At 62.1% G+C, this 15,589-nt stretch carries 15 protein-coding genes and 1 pseudogene; 11 read left to right on the plus strand and 5 right to left on the minus strand.

Features of this window, described 5'->3' with window-relative positions:
• Window positions 1-66 precede the first annotated feature (66 nt).
• Window positions 67-645, minus strand: a complete 579-nt coding sequence (locus XH84_RS21445; RefSeq protein WP_128919944.1) for a L,D-transpeptidase — start codon at window positions 643-645, stop codon at window positions 67-69.
• Window positions 646-908: 263 nt separating this feature from the next.
• Between XH84_RS21445 and XH84_RS21450 the strand changes: the two genes are divergently transcribed.
• Both XH84_RS21450 and XH84_RS21455 read left to right on the plus strand, forming a co-directional pair.
• Window positions 909-2,456: an acetolactate synthase large subunit gene (locus XH84_RS21450; RefSeq protein ID WP_164936315.1), complete on the plus strand. Its 1,548-nt coding sequence runs from the start codon at window positions 909-911 to the stop codon at window positions 2,454-2,456.
• Window positions 2,457-2,495: 39 nt separating this feature from the next.
• Window positions 2,496-3,014, plus strand: coding sequence for a hypothetical protein (locus XH84_RS21455; RefSeq protein ID WP_128919942.1), 519 nt, complete (start codon window positions 2,496-2,498; stop codon window positions 3,012-3,014).
• A gap of 154 nt (window positions 3,015-3,168) precedes the next feature.
• Here XH84_RS21455 and XH84_RS21460 read toward each other — a convergent pair whose 3' ends face one another.
• Both XH84_RS21460 and XH84_RS21465 read right to left on the minus strand, forming a co-directional pair.
• Window positions 3,169-3,594, minus strand: a complete 426-nt coding sequence (locus XH84_RS21460; protein ID WP_128919941.1) for a GFA family protein — start codon at window positions 3,592-3,594, stop codon at window positions 3,169-3,171.
• An 86-nt stretch (window positions 3,595-3,680) separates the two neighbouring features.
• Window positions 3,681-4,187 (minus strand): SRPBCC family protein, encoded by a 507-nt coding sequence (locus XH84_RS21465; protein ID WP_128919940.1) that lies wholly within the window; start codon window positions 4,185-4,187, stop codon window positions 3,681-3,683.
• 211 nt (window positions 4,188-4,398) lie between these two features.
• Between XH84_RS21465 and XH84_RS21470 the strand changes: the two genes are divergently transcribed.
• Window positions 4,399-5,097 carry a winged helix-turn-helix transcriptional regulator gene (locus XH84_RS21470; protein WP_128919939.1) on the plus strand — a complete coding sequence of 233 codons (699 nt, stop codon included), beginning with the start codon at window positions 4,399-4,401 and terminating at the stop codon, window positions 5,095-5,097.
• A 118-nt stretch (window positions 5,098-5,215) separates the two neighbouring features.
• Here the strand turns inward: XH84_RS21470 and XH84_RS21475 are convergent, their stop codons facing one another.
• Window positions 5,216-5,449 (minus strand): DUF3551 domain-containing protein, encoded by a 234-nt coding sequence (locus XH84_RS21475; RefSeq protein ID WP_128919938.1) that lies wholly within the window; start codon window positions 5,447-5,449, stop codon window positions 5,216-5,218.
• Window positions 5,450-5,720: 271 nt separating this feature from the next.
• Between XH84_RS21475 and XH84_RS21480 the strand changes: the two genes are divergently transcribed.
• From XH84_RS21480 to XH84_RS21495, 4 genes are all read left to right on the plus strand, one after another.
• The gene (locus XH84_RS21480; protein ID WP_128919937.1) at window positions 5,721-6,056 is read left to right on the plus strand and encodes a hypothetical protein; all 336 of its coding nucleotides are present in this window, start codon (window positions 5,721-5,723) and stop codon (window positions 6,054-6,056) included.
• Window positions 6,057-6,237: 181 nt separating this feature from the next.
• Entirely contained in the window at window positions 6,238-6,723 is a 486-nt protein-coding gene (locus XH84_RS21485) for a hypothetical protein (protein WP_128919936.1), read from the plus strand.
• Between the two features lie 59 nt (window positions 6,724-6,782).
• Window positions 6,783-7,265 carry a transcription elongation factor GreA gene (gene greA, locus XH84_RS21490; RefSeq protein WP_128919935.1) on the plus strand — a complete coding sequence of 161 codons (483 nt, stop codon included), beginning with the start codon at window positions 6,783-6,785 and terminating at the stop codon, window positions 7,263-7,265.
• A 129-nt stretch (window positions 7,266-7,394) separates the two neighbouring features.
• The gene (locus XH84_RS21495; protein ID WP_128919934.1) at window positions 7,395-8,072 is read left to right on the plus strand and encodes a hypothetical protein; all 678 of its coding nucleotides are present in this window, start codon (window positions 7,395-7,397) and stop codon (window positions 8,070-8,072) included.
• 21 nt (window positions 8,073-8,093) lie between these two features.
• Here XH84_RS21495 and XH84_RS21500 read toward each other — a convergent pair whose 3' ends face one another.
• Entirely contained in the window at window positions 8,094-8,867 is a 774-nt protein-coding gene (locus XH84_RS21500) for an SDR family NAD(P)-dependent oxidoreductase (RefSeq protein WP_128919933.1), read from the minus strand.
• A 132-nt stretch (window positions 8,868-8,999) separates the two neighbouring features.
• Here XH84_RS21500 and XH84_RS21505 point away from each other — a divergent pair.
• The 4 genes and pseudogenes from XH84_RS21505 to XH84_RS21525 all read left to right on the plus strand — a co-directional run.
• Window positions 9,000-9,356, plus strand: a pseudogene (locus tag XH84_RS21505) (outer membrane protein); the annotation flags it as partial.
• A gap of 546 nt (window positions 9,357-9,902) precedes the next feature.
• Window positions 9,903-10,286: a hypothetical protein gene (locus tag XH84_RS39915; protein WP_164936314.1), complete on the plus strand. Its 384-nt coding sequence runs from the start codon at window positions 9,903-9,905 to the stop codon at window positions 10,284-10,286.
• A gap of 1,318 nt (window positions 10,287-11,604) precedes the next feature.
• Entirely contained in the window at window positions 11,605-15,183 is a 3,579-nt protein-coding gene (locus XH84_RS21520; protein WP_245471790.1) for a GAF domain-containing protein, read from the plus strand.
• Window positions 15,180-15,569 carry a response regulator gene (locus XH84_RS21525; RefSeq protein WP_128919928.1) on the plus strand — a complete coding sequence of 130 codons (390 nt, stop codon included), beginning with the start codon at window positions 15,180-15,182 and terminating at the stop codon, window positions 15,567-15,569. The genes XH84_RS21520 and XH84_RS21525 overlap by 4 nt, the downstream gene beginning before the upstream one ends.
• Window positions 15,570-15,589 lie beyond the last annotated feature (20 nt).

Here is a 15,589-nt window from a genome sequence, read left to right on the forward strand (position 1 = left end):
GGGGCTCGCTCACCTCTCCCGCAAGCGGGAGAGGGAGCGCACCTTTCTCGTGGAGGCAATTGCGCCCTAATTGTTCAGCACCACCACCGTGGTACCGACGCCGACGCGGCCATAGAGATCGCTGACGTCGTCGTTGGTCATGCGGAAGCAGCCCGAGGAGACCGCCTGGCCGATCGTCTCCGGCTCGTTGGAGCCGTGGATGCGATACAGCGTCGAGCCCAGATACATCGCGCGCGCGCCGAGCGGGTTTTCGATGCCGCCCTTCATGTGGCGCGGCAGATCGGGGCGGCGGGCCAGCATTTGCGAGGGCGGCGTCCAGTCCGGCCATTCCTTCTTGGCGGTGATCTTGTGCACCCCGCCCCAGCGGAAGCCGTCGCGGCCGACGCCGATGCCGTAACGCAGCGCCTGGCCATTCTGGAGCACCAGATACAGCCGCCGCTCGCTGGTGTTCACCACGATCGTGCCGGGGGCGTAGTTGCCGTTATACATGACGGTGGTGCGCGGGATCGGATTGGCGCCGGAGCGGAAGAAGTTCGGGCCGCCGCCCATGATGTCGCGCGTGTCGAACTCTTCGGCGAGCGCCCCGCCCGTCGTGGCCGACAGCAGTGCGATGGCGGCAATCGGCGCGGCAAAAAACCGGATCATTGTCTCCCCCAGCAAAAAATCGATTCAACAAAGGCCACAGGCCATATTTGCGGGCTTTTCGCAAGCCACGGCCCCGTGAGATCGTCATCTCCACCGATCGGTGTTACCAAATCGGCAACCACAATTTGCCGAAAATCATTAGCCAAACCGGCGCATCGCAGCGCGGGGCAGGGCCGCGATGCCGGCTATTGCTTTGACGGGGCCTGCGAACAATGATTGATCGGATGGATCACCCTGAAAAGACCGGTTGCGGAGCAAAAAGAATGAACGGTGCGGAAAGCCTGGTGCGGACGATGGTCAAGGGTGGGGTGGACGTCTGCTTCACCAACCCAGGCACCTCCGAGATGCATTTTGTCGCAGCGCTCGACCGCGTGCCCGGCATGCGCTGCGTGCTCGGCCTGTTCGAGGGCGTGGTGACTGGTGCGGCCGACGGCTATTTCCGCATGAAGGGCACGCCGGCCTCGACCCTGCTGCATCTCGGTCCCGGCCTCGCCAATGGCCTTGCCAATCTGCACAACGCCAAGAAGGCCAATTCCGGCATCGTCAACATAGTCGGCCAGCACGCGGTCTACCACATCGGTTACAACGCGCCGCTGACCTCGGACATCGAGGGCCTGGCCCGGCCGATGTCGTCCTGGGTCCGCACCTCCCCGGATGCCAAATCGGTCGCCGCTGACGGCGCCGCGGCGATCGCCGCCGCCAAGAGCGCGCCGCCGCAGATCGCGACCCTGATCCTGCCCGCCGACACCGCCTGGAACGAGGCCGACGGCATCGCCGAGGTCCCGGCCGAGCAGCAGCGCGCCAGCTATTCGCCGCAGGCGGTCGAGCAGGCCGCAAAGATCCTGCATGGCGACGGGGAGGGCACGCTGCTGCTGATGACCGGCAGCGCCCTCAGCGAGCAGGGCCTGGCGCTCGCCGAGCGCATCGCCGGCAAGACCGGCTGCACCGTGATGGGCCCGACCTTCCGCCCGAAGATGGCGCGCGGCCACGGCCGCTATTCGATCGACCGCATCCACTACGTGATCGAGAACGCGCTGCCGATGCTGGCCAAGTTCCGGCATATCGTGCTGGTCGAATCCGACGATCCCGTGGCGTTCTTCGCCTATCCGAACAAGCCGAGCATGCTCAAGCCCGAGGGCTGCGAGGTTCATCGCATGACCTCGTGGGGCGAGAACTCGGTCGCCGCGCTCGAAGCGCTCGCCGGCGCGGTGAAGGCCAGCGCCAAGGACGTCAAGCCGCAGGCTCTGCAGGAACTGGTCAAGCCGACCGGCGCGCTGACTTTCGCCTCGATCGCGCAGGCGATCGCATGCGCGATCCCCGAGAACGCCATCATGGTCGACGAGTCCCTGACCACCGGCCGCGGCTTCTTCCCGCCGACCGCGGCGGCGGCTCCCCATGATTGGCTGCAGAACATGGGCGGCTCGATCGGTTTCTCGACGCCGCTGTCGATCGGCGCCGCGATCGCCTGCCCGGACCGCAAGGTCATCACCATGGTCGGTGACGGCAGCGCGATGTACACGATCCAGTCGCTGTGGACCCAGGCGCGCGAGAACCTTGACATCGTCACCATCGTGTTCGCCAACCGCATCTACCAGATCCTGCGCGGCGAGTTCGACAATGTCGGCGCCGGCGAGCCCGGCCAGCGCGCCAACGACATGCTCAGGCTCGACCGGCCGACGCTGGATTTCGTGGCGCTGGCCAAGGGCATGGGCGTGCCCGGCCGCGCCGTCACCAATGCCGACGAGTTCAACAAGGCGCTGGCCGAGGCGGTCGCCGAGCCCGGACCGCGGCTGATCGAAGTTCAGATGTAGGGCGTAGGCAACGCGGAGCGCCGAGAGCCCGGAGGCACGATGCAGACCGAGCTGAACAAGGTGATTGCGGGGCTCCGGGACTTCTACGCCCACGAAGGCTTCCTGTTCGAGAAGGACATCGGCGAGCGTGCCGTCACGCACCGCTTCGCCGTGCATCTGGAGAAGCAGTTTTCAGGCTGGTCGGTCGACTGCAACTACGACCGTCTCGGCGAGCGCACGCTGCATCTGCCGCACGGCAGCATCATCTCGACCGACGATCATCTGGGAAAGTCGATCTATCCCGATGTCGTGGTGCATCAGCGCGAGATCCCGAACAATCTGCTCGCGGTGGAGATCCGCAAGGCGAGCAATCACACGCCGCTGGAGCACGACCAGCACAAGCTCAGGGCGCTGACCGATGTCCACGTCTGGTTTCCCTACTGGATCGGCGTGCTGCTGGTGCTGGACAAGGACCGGGTGACGATGTCGGAGGTCTATGTCAGCGGCGCTGTCGACGACACGCTGTCGCGCTGGCTCGCGACGCGGCTCGAGGAGGCTGGCCTCGGGGTCGCGCGGTAGCACGTGCATCATGCCAGTCGGGTCAGCGCAGGGGAGGAGAAAGCGAGAGCTTGATGTGACGAGCGCCGCTCTTTCCTCCTCGCTAGCTCAGTGCAGATCGTTCAGGAGGCCGGCCACCGATACGATCAACAGGATCAACGTCCAGGCCACCGGATTATTCAGCAACGGCGACACCTGAACCTCCGAGCTCGGCGGGAAAATCCTTCAGCTTCGGCAGGCCGTCCCTCATCGGCAACACCGTCTCCGCGTAGTTGACATGTACGCCTGGAGCGAAGTCGAGGCCGGCGAGCGTCGCAGCATAGACATCGACCAGTCCGAGCGGCGGATGCTCTGTCATGAGATGGCCGCCGCATGAGTTGCAGTACTGGCGATGGCTGAGGTCGGTCTTGGCAAAGCTGGCGATCCGTTCCGCCCCCTTTGTGACCCGCACATTCTGCGGCTTCCACAAGGTGAATGCGTTGACCGGCGCTGCCGACCAGGAGCGGCATGAGGCACAGTGGCAATAGCCCATGGCCTCCGGTTCGCCCGCCGTCTCGATTTCGACTGCGCCGCAGAAACAAGCGCCTTTGTAGGTGGTCATGATGTCAGTCTCCGTGATGGATTGAAGTCGCGGGCCGGCATTGCGGACCGCGGTGGTCCGCTATGCCGGTGAAAGAGACGCAGTGCTTATTTCGAGAACCTCGTCCTGATCTCAGCGAGGCCCGCCTCGTAGACGCCGTTGAGGGCCTCGTCGGCGGCCTTCTCCTTTCCCTCGTCGGGCCGGTAGGACCCGCTCCAGGTGATCACCGACGATCCGTCTGTCTTGGCGGTGACCTTGATGGTCGCCGTGTAGTTCGAGACGGGCAGCGGGCTGGCGAGGAACTTGTAGGAATAGCTGTGCTCGGCGTCGTTGCGTGCAGTCTGTGCCTCCACAAAGGCTGCCTTGCCGTCCTTGGTCACCAGGATGCGCGTCGGCGGAGCCTTGCCGTCCTCGATGCATTGGCCGACCGGCGGCAACCAGTTCTTGATTGCGCAGAACGGCCCGATCACCGACCACACGTCTGCTACCGGAGCCTTCACCTCGAGGCTGCGCGAGATCGTCGCCGCGAATGCCGGTGCCGTGCCAAGCAGGACCAGGGCAAGCGTCGCGGCGCGCGTCGCCATCTGGCTCGGAGAAAACTGGGTCGTCGTCATTTGTCATTGCCTCGTTACAGGGGATGGGACATCTCGTGCGGCCGCCGTCAGGCGGATGGGGCGAGAGCGGTTCAGGGCCGCATGTCAGCAAGGTAGCCGGAGGACATGCGACATCGCCAGTTCAGGAACTGAATCTGCCCGGTACAGAAATTGAACTAGCTGCAGGTGCGCCTCGGCGGTACGCTGTCACGACCGACAGATGGAGTGAGGCATGGCCGCGGGCAGCTACAAGCAATTCTGTCCAGTGGCGATGGCCGCCGAGATCCTGTGCACGCGATGGACCGTGGTTCTGCTGCGCGAACTCATCGCCGGCTCGACGCGCTTCAACGATCTCAGGCGCGGCGTGCCGCGCATGTCGCCGGCGCTGCTGTCGCAGCGGCTGAAGGAGCTCGAAGCCGCAGGGATCGTCGCGCGAGAGGCATCGGCTACGGAGTCCGGCGTGTTCGAATATCGGCTGACCCCGTCCGGACAGGAACTGGGTCCGATCGTCGAAGGCTTCGGTAAATGGGGCCAGCGCCGGATCTCCGCGGCGCTATCGCTGGAGCATCTCGATGTGCAGCTCCTGATGTGGGACATGCGTCGAAACCTCAACCCGACGCCGATGCCGCGGCGAAGGAGTGTGATTCAATTCGTTTATCCGGAGCTACCTGCGACGCAAAGACATTGGTGGCTGATCGTCGATCCAGGGGAGGGCGTCGATCTCTGCTCGGTCGATCCCGGGTTCGAGATCGACCTCTACGTATCCGTCGATCTGCGTACCATGACCGCGATTTGGATGGGGCTCGACACGGTCCGGGCGGCGCTAAGCAGCCGCCGAATGATGCTGACCGGCGATCGGCAGATTGCATCCTCGATTCAGAGATGGCTCGGGCTAAGTCCATTCGCGAAGGAAAAGAAACTTGCGAGCTGAAGGCGGTTCACCTTTCCCGTAAATAGGGGGCGGCGCGCATCGGAAGATGCGATCCGGATAAGTCTGTTCTTACTGGGCGGTGGCGGCGCGCGCGATCGTCACACACGCCGCCTTCTCGTCAGTAATGATAGGGCTGCGAATACGCGTAGCGCGGGTTGATGCCGCAATAGGACGACGTGCCGGAGGCGGTCGCCGCACATTGCTGGTAGCTGGCGAACTGGCAGTTGCCGGGATAGCCCCAGCTGCGGCCTTGCAGGCAGTATCTGTCGTTTCCGGCCTGGGCCGAGGCGGGCGACAACGACGCGGCGATCAAGGTTGCGAACGATGCAAGCGTGAGGATGGTGCGACGCATTTCAGTCTCCTTCGATGATGGGGAGGAACGGCCGAGCCTGGCGTTCCCGTGGCCTGTCGGAGGCACGGTCATGCTGTGTTTGTCTCCGCGACGCCCGGATGCGTTCGAAACGAGGAACCGAAACGAGGAACATCATGGTGCAGCCGGCGGCGAGCAATGTGATCTCGGCCACAATTCTCGTTTGGGACGAGACCTTAATGTTGACGGACTTGCACGCGTCGATGCCGCAGGCCCGGGTTTGGCCTCGGATCAGGCAATTTTGGAGGTTCTGATGCAAAAGTCATACTTGATGGCCGCGACAGCGGCACTGGCGCTCGTCGTGCAAAGCGCGCTTGCGCTGGCCCAGACCGCGCCGGCTGCCGGCGGAACCGCCACGCCTGCGGCGACAACCAGTGCGCCGGCAACGACGACGGCGCCGGCTGCGACCACCGACAGCTCCAGCCAGCCGACCGGCTCCAAGAAGAGTGCATCGAAGAAGCCGGCGAAGAAGAAGATGACACGGCAGCAGGAAATCGATCATTCCATCGACACCGGCACCGTGCCCGCACGCTATCGCAGCTCCGTGCCCAAACGGTACCGGCAATATATTCCGTTCGATAAGCAGTGACGGATCGCACGGCGGCGCGGGATGCTGGGCTTCGCGCCGCTGGTGCCTTCGAAGAACGGGCTTTCGAACAGCCCTTCGTCGAGCGCTGCGACGAACCGCCTCTGCGAGGCGTCTTCCGGTCACATCCCCGGTAGCGGTCTGCCAGCGCAATGCTAGAGTAGGCCGAATCCCGGGGGGAATGATGAGTGACGACGTGAAGGATGCTGGCCTCGTGGCCATGATCAGCAGCATCCTCGGAGGCAACAAGCGCGCAGATAGTGTTGCACCGCCGCCGCTCACCGAGGGGCCGCCGACGGTGCCCTCGAACGGAGTGGAAGCGGTTTCGGCGCCCATCGCTGAGGCGACGTCGATTGGCCAAGAGGATGCGTCCCACGCTGCGCCGGCCACCTCCGAGCCGGTCGAGCAGCCTGCAAAAAAAGTCACGACGCGGGATGGCAAGCAGCTGCTGCCTGCCGAAGCGATTGCCGATCTCGTGCTGGGCCAATTGCGCAAGCTGGAGGATTTTCCGGCCACCGGCGTCTCGGTCACGGTCTATGGCTACCGGCATTGGAACGCGATGATCACCTTCGCGCCGTTCTCGACCAATTTCCAGAATGCAACGCGGTTCCGCCAGGCTTTGCCGGATATCGTCTTCAAGCTCCGTCGTTTCGTCGAACTTGAGATATAGTCCGGGAAAAGCGGCGGCGTCTGGCGTCGCCCCCGGAACAGTTCGACAGGATTCTTGCATTGAGCGTCGCCTTTACCAAGGAAGAAAGCGCCGAGACCGCGTCAGAGACGCTGCTGCCGGATCGCCCGATCTCGCCGCATCCCAACCTCGTGACGGAAGCCGGCTTGCAGGCGTTGCAGACGCAGCTTCGAGAAGCCCGCGAGGCCTATGAAGCCGCGCAAGCCATCGAGGACGTCAACGAGAAGCGCCGGCAATCGGCCGTGCCCCTCCGTGACGCCCGCTATCTGACGGAGCGCTTACGCACCGCGCAGGTCGTTCCCGATCCGGTGTCGAACGATATCGTCGCCTTCGGCAGCACGGTGACATTCAGCCGCACTGATGGCCGCGTGCAGACCTATCGCATCGTCGGCGAGGACGAAGCCGACCCGAAGGCGGGGACGATCTCGTTCGTCGCGCCGGTGGCGAAGTCACTGATGGGGAAAGCGGTCGGCGATGTCGTCGGGGCAGGCGCCCAGGAGATCGAGATCTTGTCGATCGCGTAGCGAAGCGCAGGGCCGCATCGAAGATTGCGTGGCAAAGCGCGCCATCGACAGGAGCAATCTCATTCGCCTAAAGCGTGGTCCGGAACAGCGTGAGGCCGTCGTCTCCGCCGAACAGAGCTGGATGGTTGGATGAGACGGTTTTGGTCGGGAGCATTGCCGTTCTACGCGCTGGCGGGACTGGCCATGTGCATGTATCTCGTTCTGTACAGGACGAGCCTGTTCGATCTGAACGCGATCGTCCATGGCGCGACCGGGTCGGCATGGTTTCCGGCCTTCATGTTCGTCTGCGTGCTGCTGGAAGCGGTGTTCCCGTATTTCGGCTATTTTCCCGGCACCGCCCTGATCCTGATGTCGGTGGCGCTCAATCCCAAGGCCGTGGACGGCTCCGTCTTCACCGTGGCGTGGCTCGCCATCATCCTGGGCGCCGTTCTCAGCTACGGACAGGCTCGTTTCTTCAGGCCCTTCCTGCAGCGGGTGGCCTCAAGAGGCGCGCTGAGCCGATGTGAGTCGCTGTTCGACGCCTACGGCCGTTACGCGCGCATTGCCTTGTTCGTTCATCCCAACGCCTCTGCGATGTATTTCACGGCACTCGGACTGCTCGGCCGCAATTTGACGCGAGAGCTCGCTTATCTTTGCGTGGGGGCAGCGGCGGCCGTGGGCATTCTGTTCGTCATCGTGAGCAGGATCGTGTCATCTGTCGGCCCCACCGACGATGGCGAATTGCAGGTCCTGCTGGCAGCCGCGCTGGCCGCCATCGGGACCCTGGTCGGTCTCTACACGGCGTGGCGGCCACAGAGGGCGGTGTGAAGCCTGATCCGTTATTGTGCCCTACACCTCCGGCAGCTCGACTCCCGTCAGCTTGCCTAATTTACCGATGAGCGCGTCCTGAAATCTCGGATCGGTCGCTTCACTGGCCGGCTGCTGCTGCGCGAGGTGATGCCAGTAGCGCCCCGTCACCAAAGCTGCAGCATCCTTGCTCACCGCCAGCCAGGTTTGGGTCCGTTGACCGGTGTCGATATCGACCGGCGCGCCCGCGCCACCCATCTTCGTGCGCACCCAGCCGGGATCGACGGCGTTGCAGAGGACCTTGGGCCAGCGCCGCGCCAGCGCGAAGGCCAGCGCAACCACGTGCAACTTGCTCTCGGCGTAGGCTTGGGCGGAATCCCAGGCCCGCTTGGTCCAATCGAGGTCATCGAGCGAGCCCTCTCCACCCCTGTGCAATCCGCTGCTGAGATACACGAGCCGACCGGGCCGCTGGATCAGGGCCGTCAGCATGTACGGCGCAAGCGTGTTGATGGCCAGCGTCTCGGCATGGCCTTCCGGCGTCGCGCCGCGACCGGGACGCGTGTAGACGCCGGCGTTGTGGATGACCGCGTCCATGCGTCCGATCGCGTTGACCTGATCGGCGATAGCCTTCGTCTCGGCCGCGCTTTTGAGATCGCCGACCACGATCCCTTGGGCACGTGACTTCAGCTCGCCAAGGGCATCGGCACGATCGGCCGAGCGCGCATGCAGCACCACACGGTGTCCTTGACCGAGCAGCGATTGCGCCGCCGCCCGGCCGAGGCCATCGGTGCTGCCGGTGATGAAGATGGTCGACATGCGATTCTCCCGTAGATCACATCCAAACACCCGAAAATCGTTAAGATCAGGCCGATTGCATGACGTATGAGATTCGTGGGGGACGCTTATGAAGAAGTTCCTGTTGTCCGTCGCCGCGTTCGGAATGGCTTTGGCTATGCCTGGAACAATGTCCTGCTTTACGTGAAAGGCGGCGGCGCGGCCGTCGCCGACAAATACCGAACCAACGACGTCGTCACCGGCGCGGAGTTCGATCGAGCCAGCGAAACGCGTTGGGGTGGCATCGTCGGTGGCGGCCTTGAATTCGGCTTTGCCCCGAACTGGTCGCTGGGTGTGGAATACGACCACATCTTCCTCGGCCATCGCGACGTCAGTTTCACCGGCGCCGGTGGTTTTGGCGGCGTGGCGGCCGGCGCCTTCACGCGCAGGGAGCGGATCGGCCAGGACGTGGACATCGGGCTCGTGCGGTTGAACTATCGCTGGGGCGGCCCCGTCATCGCCAAATACTAGGGGTGGCGGGCGCGCCACTGATCGTCTGCGATCAACAGATCGCTGCGCCGATCGACCCATATTTAATAATTTTAATAATGCGCCTCTGCCCGCCAAGCTTAGCGCAATACGCGAGCGGCTTCTGCTCGCCGGACTTTCTCTCTTAGGCCCTCAAGATCCTCTATTGCCTTAAGCAATCTCACCAAATCGGAAATCATGTGTTCCAGATTAGGCTTTTGCGGTTTTGAGGTCCGAGATTTCTGTTTCATCGCGAAACGACTCCCTGCCGGGACCGGTTAAGATGGGCCGGAATTGGCAAGGACCGTGCCAGCGAAGCGCAACCGGCATTTCAGAGCAGAGAGCGCGCAGGAGGCAAGCGAAAGGGTTATCTGGCTGGCGCCCCTTTCCCTCCATACCACTGGCGTTCGATCCGGCCAGTGATGTCAATGTCCTTTTCGTCAGAGAGGCGCCAGGCCGCCACTCCGAAGCAGACGGTTAGAACCACGGCTGTTGTTAGCAGCAGCATCGATAGAAACTGGCTCACACCTACACCCCCGAATGCCACGCATGAGCGAGCGACCATGGAACGTCGATTCGGAAAATGCAGATGCGTTGACCTATTGGCAGAATATCCCCAAGCCACGCGCGAAAGCGCAATTATCCTTGGTTGCAGCTGTTATCCGTTCCAACCGTGAGGCAGTATCAGGCTCTGATCGAACAGCGGAGTGCCGATCCATGGTTCGGAAAGCAGCCGCTCAAGAACGCACGCTCGAACCGGCCCGCGGCCCGGGCAAAGTGCAGGTGGGAACGTTTATTGCTGGCGCGAACCGCGTTGAGAACGTTGCAGACTTGGCATCCCGCGTTGCCGAAAGAGCGGCCGAAATAAACGATGAAGATCCAATCGTTGCTAGCGCAACGAGCACAACCCCGAAAATTAGGCTACGCATTTAAAACCTCCCTCACTCATCTCAGCATCGGACCGCGTTGTTTCAGCATTGCTTCGTTTGGCCGCCAAAATGGCTTCGTGCACGCGACCGTGAAGTGTGGATTGCTGTTGCGCTCTGGCGTCCCACGGGCTCCCTGAGCCGGAGCAGAGCCCAGCCGGCCTCAGCCGCCTAGACTGCTTAGAAAACCGCGCTCGATCTCAGTCAGGCCCGCGGGAGCTCTTCGAGGGCAATTCGACGAGCAGTCGGTGCTTCCGCATCAGGAAGGGACAAACCCATCAGGACAGGTGAGCTGAACGAATGGCCGGAAATGCAGCGGCCCCCGCACCCGTTCTCCGAGGCCGCTTTTATTTGCTCGGCAAGCGGAACGACTTTCCCAATTCCGAGTCGAATCCAGGCTCCCGACAAGTCCCCAAATCAAAAGCCCCCGTCGGGAGCAAACCTTCCCCAAGGTTGGCGACCTCGGCGCCCAAGCCGAGGTCGTTTGTCGTAAAGGTGGAAAAAGGCGTCGGCAAGGCGAGTGCGAGTAGCGCAAATCGCAACGCTTCTTAAGGCGCAGTTTGAATGGGCCGGCTGCAGTCGGGTGAGGGCGGAATTAAAGCGGATTAAATTTCCATGACAAAATGCTTTTAAATCAGCCATCTAAAGCTAGAGCGTTGCGGCAGAGACCTCAGGCTCCAGAGCCATGATTGCCGCGGCTGGCAGGTTACAGAGCATATCAACTGTTTCTGGTAAGCTTTGGGCTTGACCGGGGCATAATGCGAGTTCCCATTTAAATCTCCAGTTCGAGATGAGTCGGGATTTGCCGTGGGTATTTACTTGCTCTCACTCGCGGCGTGCGTTGTCGGGGTTCTTCTATTCATGGCATTCCATCGATAGGGCCGACAACGGGCGCAACAGTTACATTGAATCCTCAGCGCAAGCCGAAATTAATAATTTGGGCCGGTTGTTTTTGACTGTGCACAATTGCGCGCGTTCAATTCCAAAGGTTGGAGGCGAACGTGTTTTTGAATTGGTTCCTCGTTATCCTTATCGGCGTCAGCGTTGCGGTCCTGATAGCCCACGCGATTGACGCGATGCGTTCCTGAGGTGCGCTCATGGCGATGGTATCTGTAGATCTTGGCGGCAGATAGCCGCGGCCCGCAGTGGCAACTTGTGGAACTCGCCGCTTCGGTAGATCGCGCAGGCGAATTGACGCGCAGTCGATTGAAAATCAACTAACAATACGTCTGGTCGGAAGCACCTGATGGTGGAATAATTCCCGACGCTTTCTTGATTTAATTTTGACGTCGGCCGCGAACCGGCTGGCGATGTGGATTTTCATCATGGCCGCGCTTCCTCAGGACGTGGTGGCGGATTTGCAGCAGGAGAACGCGCGGCTCTTGGCCGAATTGCGCGCCGCACAAGATCGCGAGAGCGCCACTGCGGACATTCTCAAGATCATCGCCAGTTCGCCATCGGAGGTGAAGCCGGTATTCGATGCGATTGCGAGGCAGGCCAATGCCTTGCTTGGCGGATTTTCGACCACCGTATTCCGCTTCATCGACGGCACGGCCCATCTGGCGGCATTCACGCCGACGAATTCTGCCGCCGACGAGGCCTTAAAGAACATGTTTCCGAGGCCGATTGCCGAGTTTGAGAGTTTCGCAGGAGTCCAGGCAGGTAAGGCAGTACCGACTTCCGACACTGAAACGCTGACGAACGAAATCAAGTTCATCGCTCGCGCCCGCGGCTTTCGCAGCATGTTGTTCGTTCCGCTCTCGACCGGCGGCGTGGTGATCGGCATGATCAGCGTAACGCGGACCGAGCCCGGTAATTTCGCTCCGCATCATGTGCAACTTCTGCAGACCTTCGCCGATCAGGCCGTTATCGCCATTGAGAATACGCGGCTGTTCAATGAGGTGCAGGCGCGTACTGACGACTTGCGGGAGTCGCTGCAGCAGCAGACCGCGACCGCCGATGTCTTGAAGGTCATCAGCCGTTCCGCGTTTGATTTGCAGCCGGTTCTCGACACGCTGACGGAATCGGCGGCGTGGCTGTGTGGTGCCGACATGGCGGCCATCGTCCGGCAGGACACCGACGGCGCCTACTATCATGCAACGCGGTACAATTTCTCGCCCGAGTGGGCCGAGGTCTCGGCGCGCATTCGGCTCAATGCTGGACGCGGCAGCGTCGTTGGGCGCGTCCTGCTGTCCGGCAAAGCTGTCCAGATTCAGGATGTCCTGGTCGATCCCGAATATGCCTATCCCGAGCAGCAGAGGGCCGGCGGTTATCGCACCCTCCTCGGCGTGCCCCTGCTTCGGTCCGGGGAAACGATCGGCGTGTTGTTCCTGGGCCGCAAGACCGTAAACTCGTTCACGGACAAGCAGATCGACCTGGTCTCCACTTTCGCCGATCAGGCCGTGATCGCGATCGAAAATGTCCGGCTATTCGATGAGGTCCAGGCGAAGACGCGCGATCTCGCCGAATCGCTTCAGCAGCAAACTGCCACGGCCGATGTGCTGAAGGTGATCAGCCGCTCGACCTTCGACCTGCAAACCGTGCTCGATACGCTGGTCGATTCGGCGGCGCGGCTGTGCGAAGCGGAGATGGCGTTCATCATGCGCCGCGAGGGCGATGAATATCAGGCCGGAGCAGCGGTAGGGTTCTCCGAGGAATACATCGAGTTTCTGCGGGTTCACCCGATTATCCCCGGACGGAGCACGGTCACAGGTCGGGCCGTGCTGGAACGCAGACCGGTGCAGGTTCTCGATGTTGCTGCCGATCCCGAATACAGCCTGCGCGAGTCCACGACGATGGCCGGTCAGCGCACGGCGCTTGCTGTTCCCCTCCTGCGCGAGAACGAGCCGATCGGCGCGATTGTGATCGCTCGCCGGCGCGTGCAGCCTTTCACGGAAAAGCAGATCGAACTCGTCACCACGTTTGCCGACCAGGCCGTGATCGCCATCGAGAATGTGCGGCTCCTGGAACAATTGCAAACCAGGACGCGGGATCTGTCCGAGGCGCTGATGTACCAGACCGGCAGCGCCGACATCCTGCGCGTCATCGCATCCTCGCCGACCGAGGTCGGTCCCGTGCTCAAGGCCATTGTTGAAAGCGCATGCGGACTCTGCGAGGCCTATGATGCGCTGGTCGTTCTGAGGGATGGCGATGATCTCGTTATCCAGGCGCACCATGGCCAAGTTCCCGTGGTGTGGAGCCGACGATCGATCAGTGCAGAATCGCCCACCGGCCGGGCTATTATCGATCGCCGCACAGTTCATGTGCACGACCTGCTCGGGCCCGAAGGGGAGGAATTCCCGACGGGACGAGAATATGCGCTTCGCTCCAGCGTTCGCACCGTCCTCAGCGTGCCGCTTTTGCGAGAAGGCGAGAGCATGGGGGCGATCGTGCTACGCCGTACGGAGGTGCGCCCGTTCGGCGAGAAGCAGATCAACCTGCTTCAGACCTTTGCAGATCAGGCAGTCATCGCCATCGGCAACGTGCGTCTGTTCGAGCAGCTGAACGAATCGTTGGAGCGACAGACGGCAACGTCGGAGGTGCTGGAGATCATAAGCGCTTCATCGGGCGCCTTGACCCCGGTCTTCCACAAGATGCTGGAGAATGCGACCCGCATTTGCGGCGCAGGCTTCGGCACCATGAATCTCTACGAGGACGGCGGCTTCCGCACGGTTGCGCTGCATAACGCGCCACAGGCTTATGTTGACACCCGGCTATACCAGAAAATTCGCCCGCACCCGGCAAGCGGGCTCGGCACCGTCGAGAAAACTCATCAGACGGTTCATATCGACGATATCAGGACTCAGCCGCCCTACGTCGAAGGCAACCCGAACGTTCGCGCGCTTGCCGACCTTGCCGGTGCAAGGACCCTCGTCATCGTGCCAATGCTCAAGGAAGATCAGCTGATCGGCACCATCACGATCTTCCGGCAGGAAATTAAGCCCTTCACCGACAAGCAGATCGAACTCGTATCCAATTTCGCGCACCAGGGCGTGATCGCAATCGAGAATGCACGCCTGCTGAATGAACTGCGCGAGCGCACAAGGGAATTGTCGCAGTCGCTCGAGGAACTTCGGAATGCGCAGGATCGGCTGGTCCAGACCGAGAAGCGTGCCTCGCTCGGGCAACTCACCGCCGGCATTGCACATGAAATCAAGAACCCGCTCAACTTCGTCAACAATTTCGCTGCGCTGTCCTCCGAGCTGGTCGACGAGCTCCGCGACGGGCTGCGCTCAGCCCCGTTTGGCGAGGCAGCAAGGCAGGACATCGACGCGCTGATTCACCTGCTGCAGGGCAATCTGGAAAAGATCGTGCAGCACGGAACGCGCGCCGATTCCATTGTCAAGAATATGCTTCTGCACTCTCGCGCGGGGGCAGGCGAGCGCCGCTCGGCCGATATCAACGCCATCGTCGAGGAAAGTCTCAACCTTGCTTATCACGGGGCGCGCGCTGAGAAAGCAGGCTTCGATATCACGCTTGAAAGGAATCTCGATCCATCCGCAGGGGCCCTCGAGCTGTATCCGCAGGAAATCACGCGGGTGGTCCTCAATCTCGTTTCCAATGGATTCTACGCGGCGAGCAAACAAAGGGACGCCACCGGCCACGGCTTCGAGCCAAGGCTGCGCGCGACGACCACAAATTTGGGCGGCTCCGTCGAAATCCGGATTCGCGACAATGGCGCCGGCATCCCGGCCGAGGTGAGAGAGAAGATCTTCAATCCATTCTTCACGACCAAGCCCGCAGGCGAAGGCACCGGCCTCGGCCTTTCAATTTGTCACGACATCATCGTGAAGCAGCACGGCGGCAGTATCGAGGTCGATACCGAGCCCGGCGATTATACCGAGTTCATCATTACGCTGCCACGTACGCTGGCGGCACCATCGCGGACCGGAGGCAGAAGTTGAGTGTCTACATATTGGTCGTCGACGACGAGCCGGACGTCGAGGCCTTGTTTCGCCAGCAGTTTCGCCGCGATTTGCGCGCCGGCCGCTTTCTCATGGAGTTCGCATCGTCCGCGCCCGCGGCCTTGGAGCGCACGGTCGAGATGGAGGACGCCACCCTGATTCTGATCCTGTCCGACATCAACATGCCCGGAATGAGCGGGCTGGAGATGCTGCCCATCGTGCGTTCGGTCCGCCCCGATGTGCCGGTCATCATGATCACGGCCTACGGAGACGCCGAGACCAGGCGCAAGGCGCTGGCGAACGGCGCAACCGACCTGATGACCAAACCAATCGACTTCGCGGCGCTGCGCCAGGAGATAGACACGAGGCTTGAGCAGGCCGCCTGACCATTCTCGTGGTCGATGAC

The organism is Bradyrhizobium nanningense, from assembly GCF_004114535.1.
Lineage (GTDB): Bacteria > Pseudomonadota > Alphaproteobacteria > Rhizobiales > Xanthobacteraceae > Bradyrhizobium > Bradyrhizobium nanningense.

Bases quoted from the DNA above. Each gene is read 5' to 3' on its own strand.
- XH84_RS21470 (WP_128919939.1), top strand. From the start codon at position 4,399: ATGGCCGCGGGCAGCTACAAGCAATTCTGTCCAGTGGCGATGGCCGCC.
- XH84_RS21460 (WP_128919941.1), bottom strand. From the start codon at position 3,594: ATGACCACCTACAAAGGCGCTTGTTTCTGCGGCGCAGTCGAAATCGAG.
- XH84_RS21520 (WP_245471790.1), top strand. From the start codon at position 11,605: ATGGCCGCGCTTCCTCAGGACGTGGTGGCGGATTTGCAGCAGGAGAAC.
- XH84_RS21485 (WP_128919936.1), top strand. From the start codon at position 6,238: ATGAGTGACGACGTGAAGGATGCTGGCCTCGTGGCCATGATCAGCAGC.
- XH84_RS21465 (WP_128919940.1), bottom strand. From the start codon at position 4,187: ATGACGACGACCCAGTTTTCTCCGAGCCAGATGGCGACGCGCGCCGCG.
- XH84_RS21455 (WP_128919942.1), top strand. From the start codon at position 2,496: ATGCAGACCGAGCTGAACAAGGTGATTGCGGGGCTCCGGGACTTCTAC.
- XH84_RS21475 (WP_128919938.1), bottom strand. From the start codon at position 5,449: ATGCGTCGCACCATCCTCACGCTTGCATCGTTCGCAACCTTGATCGCC.
- XH84_RS21500 (WP_128919933.1), bottom strand. From the start codon at position 8,867: ATGTCGACCATCTTCATCACCGGCAGCACCGATGGCCTCGGCCGGGCG.
- XH84_RS21450 (WP_164936315.1), top strand. From the start codon at position 909: ATGAACGGTGCGGAAAGCCTGGTGCGGACGATGGTCAAGGGTGGGGTG.
- XH84_RS21480 (WP_128919937.1), top strand. From the start codon at position 5,721: ATGCAAAAGTCATACTTGATGGCCGCGACAGCGGCACTGGCGCTCGTC.
- XH84_RS21495 (WP_128919934.1), top strand. From the start codon at position 7,395: ATGAGACGGTTTTGGTCGGGAGCATTGCCGTTCTACGCGCTGGCGGGA.
- XH84_RS21445 (WP_128919944.1), bottom strand. From the start codon at position 645: ATGATCCGGTTTTTTGCCGCGCCGATTGCCGCCATCGCACTGCTGTCG.
- XH84_RS39915 (WP_164936314.1), top strand. From the start codon at position 9,903: ATGAGCGAGCGACCATGGAACGTCGATTCGGAAAATGCAGATGCGTTG.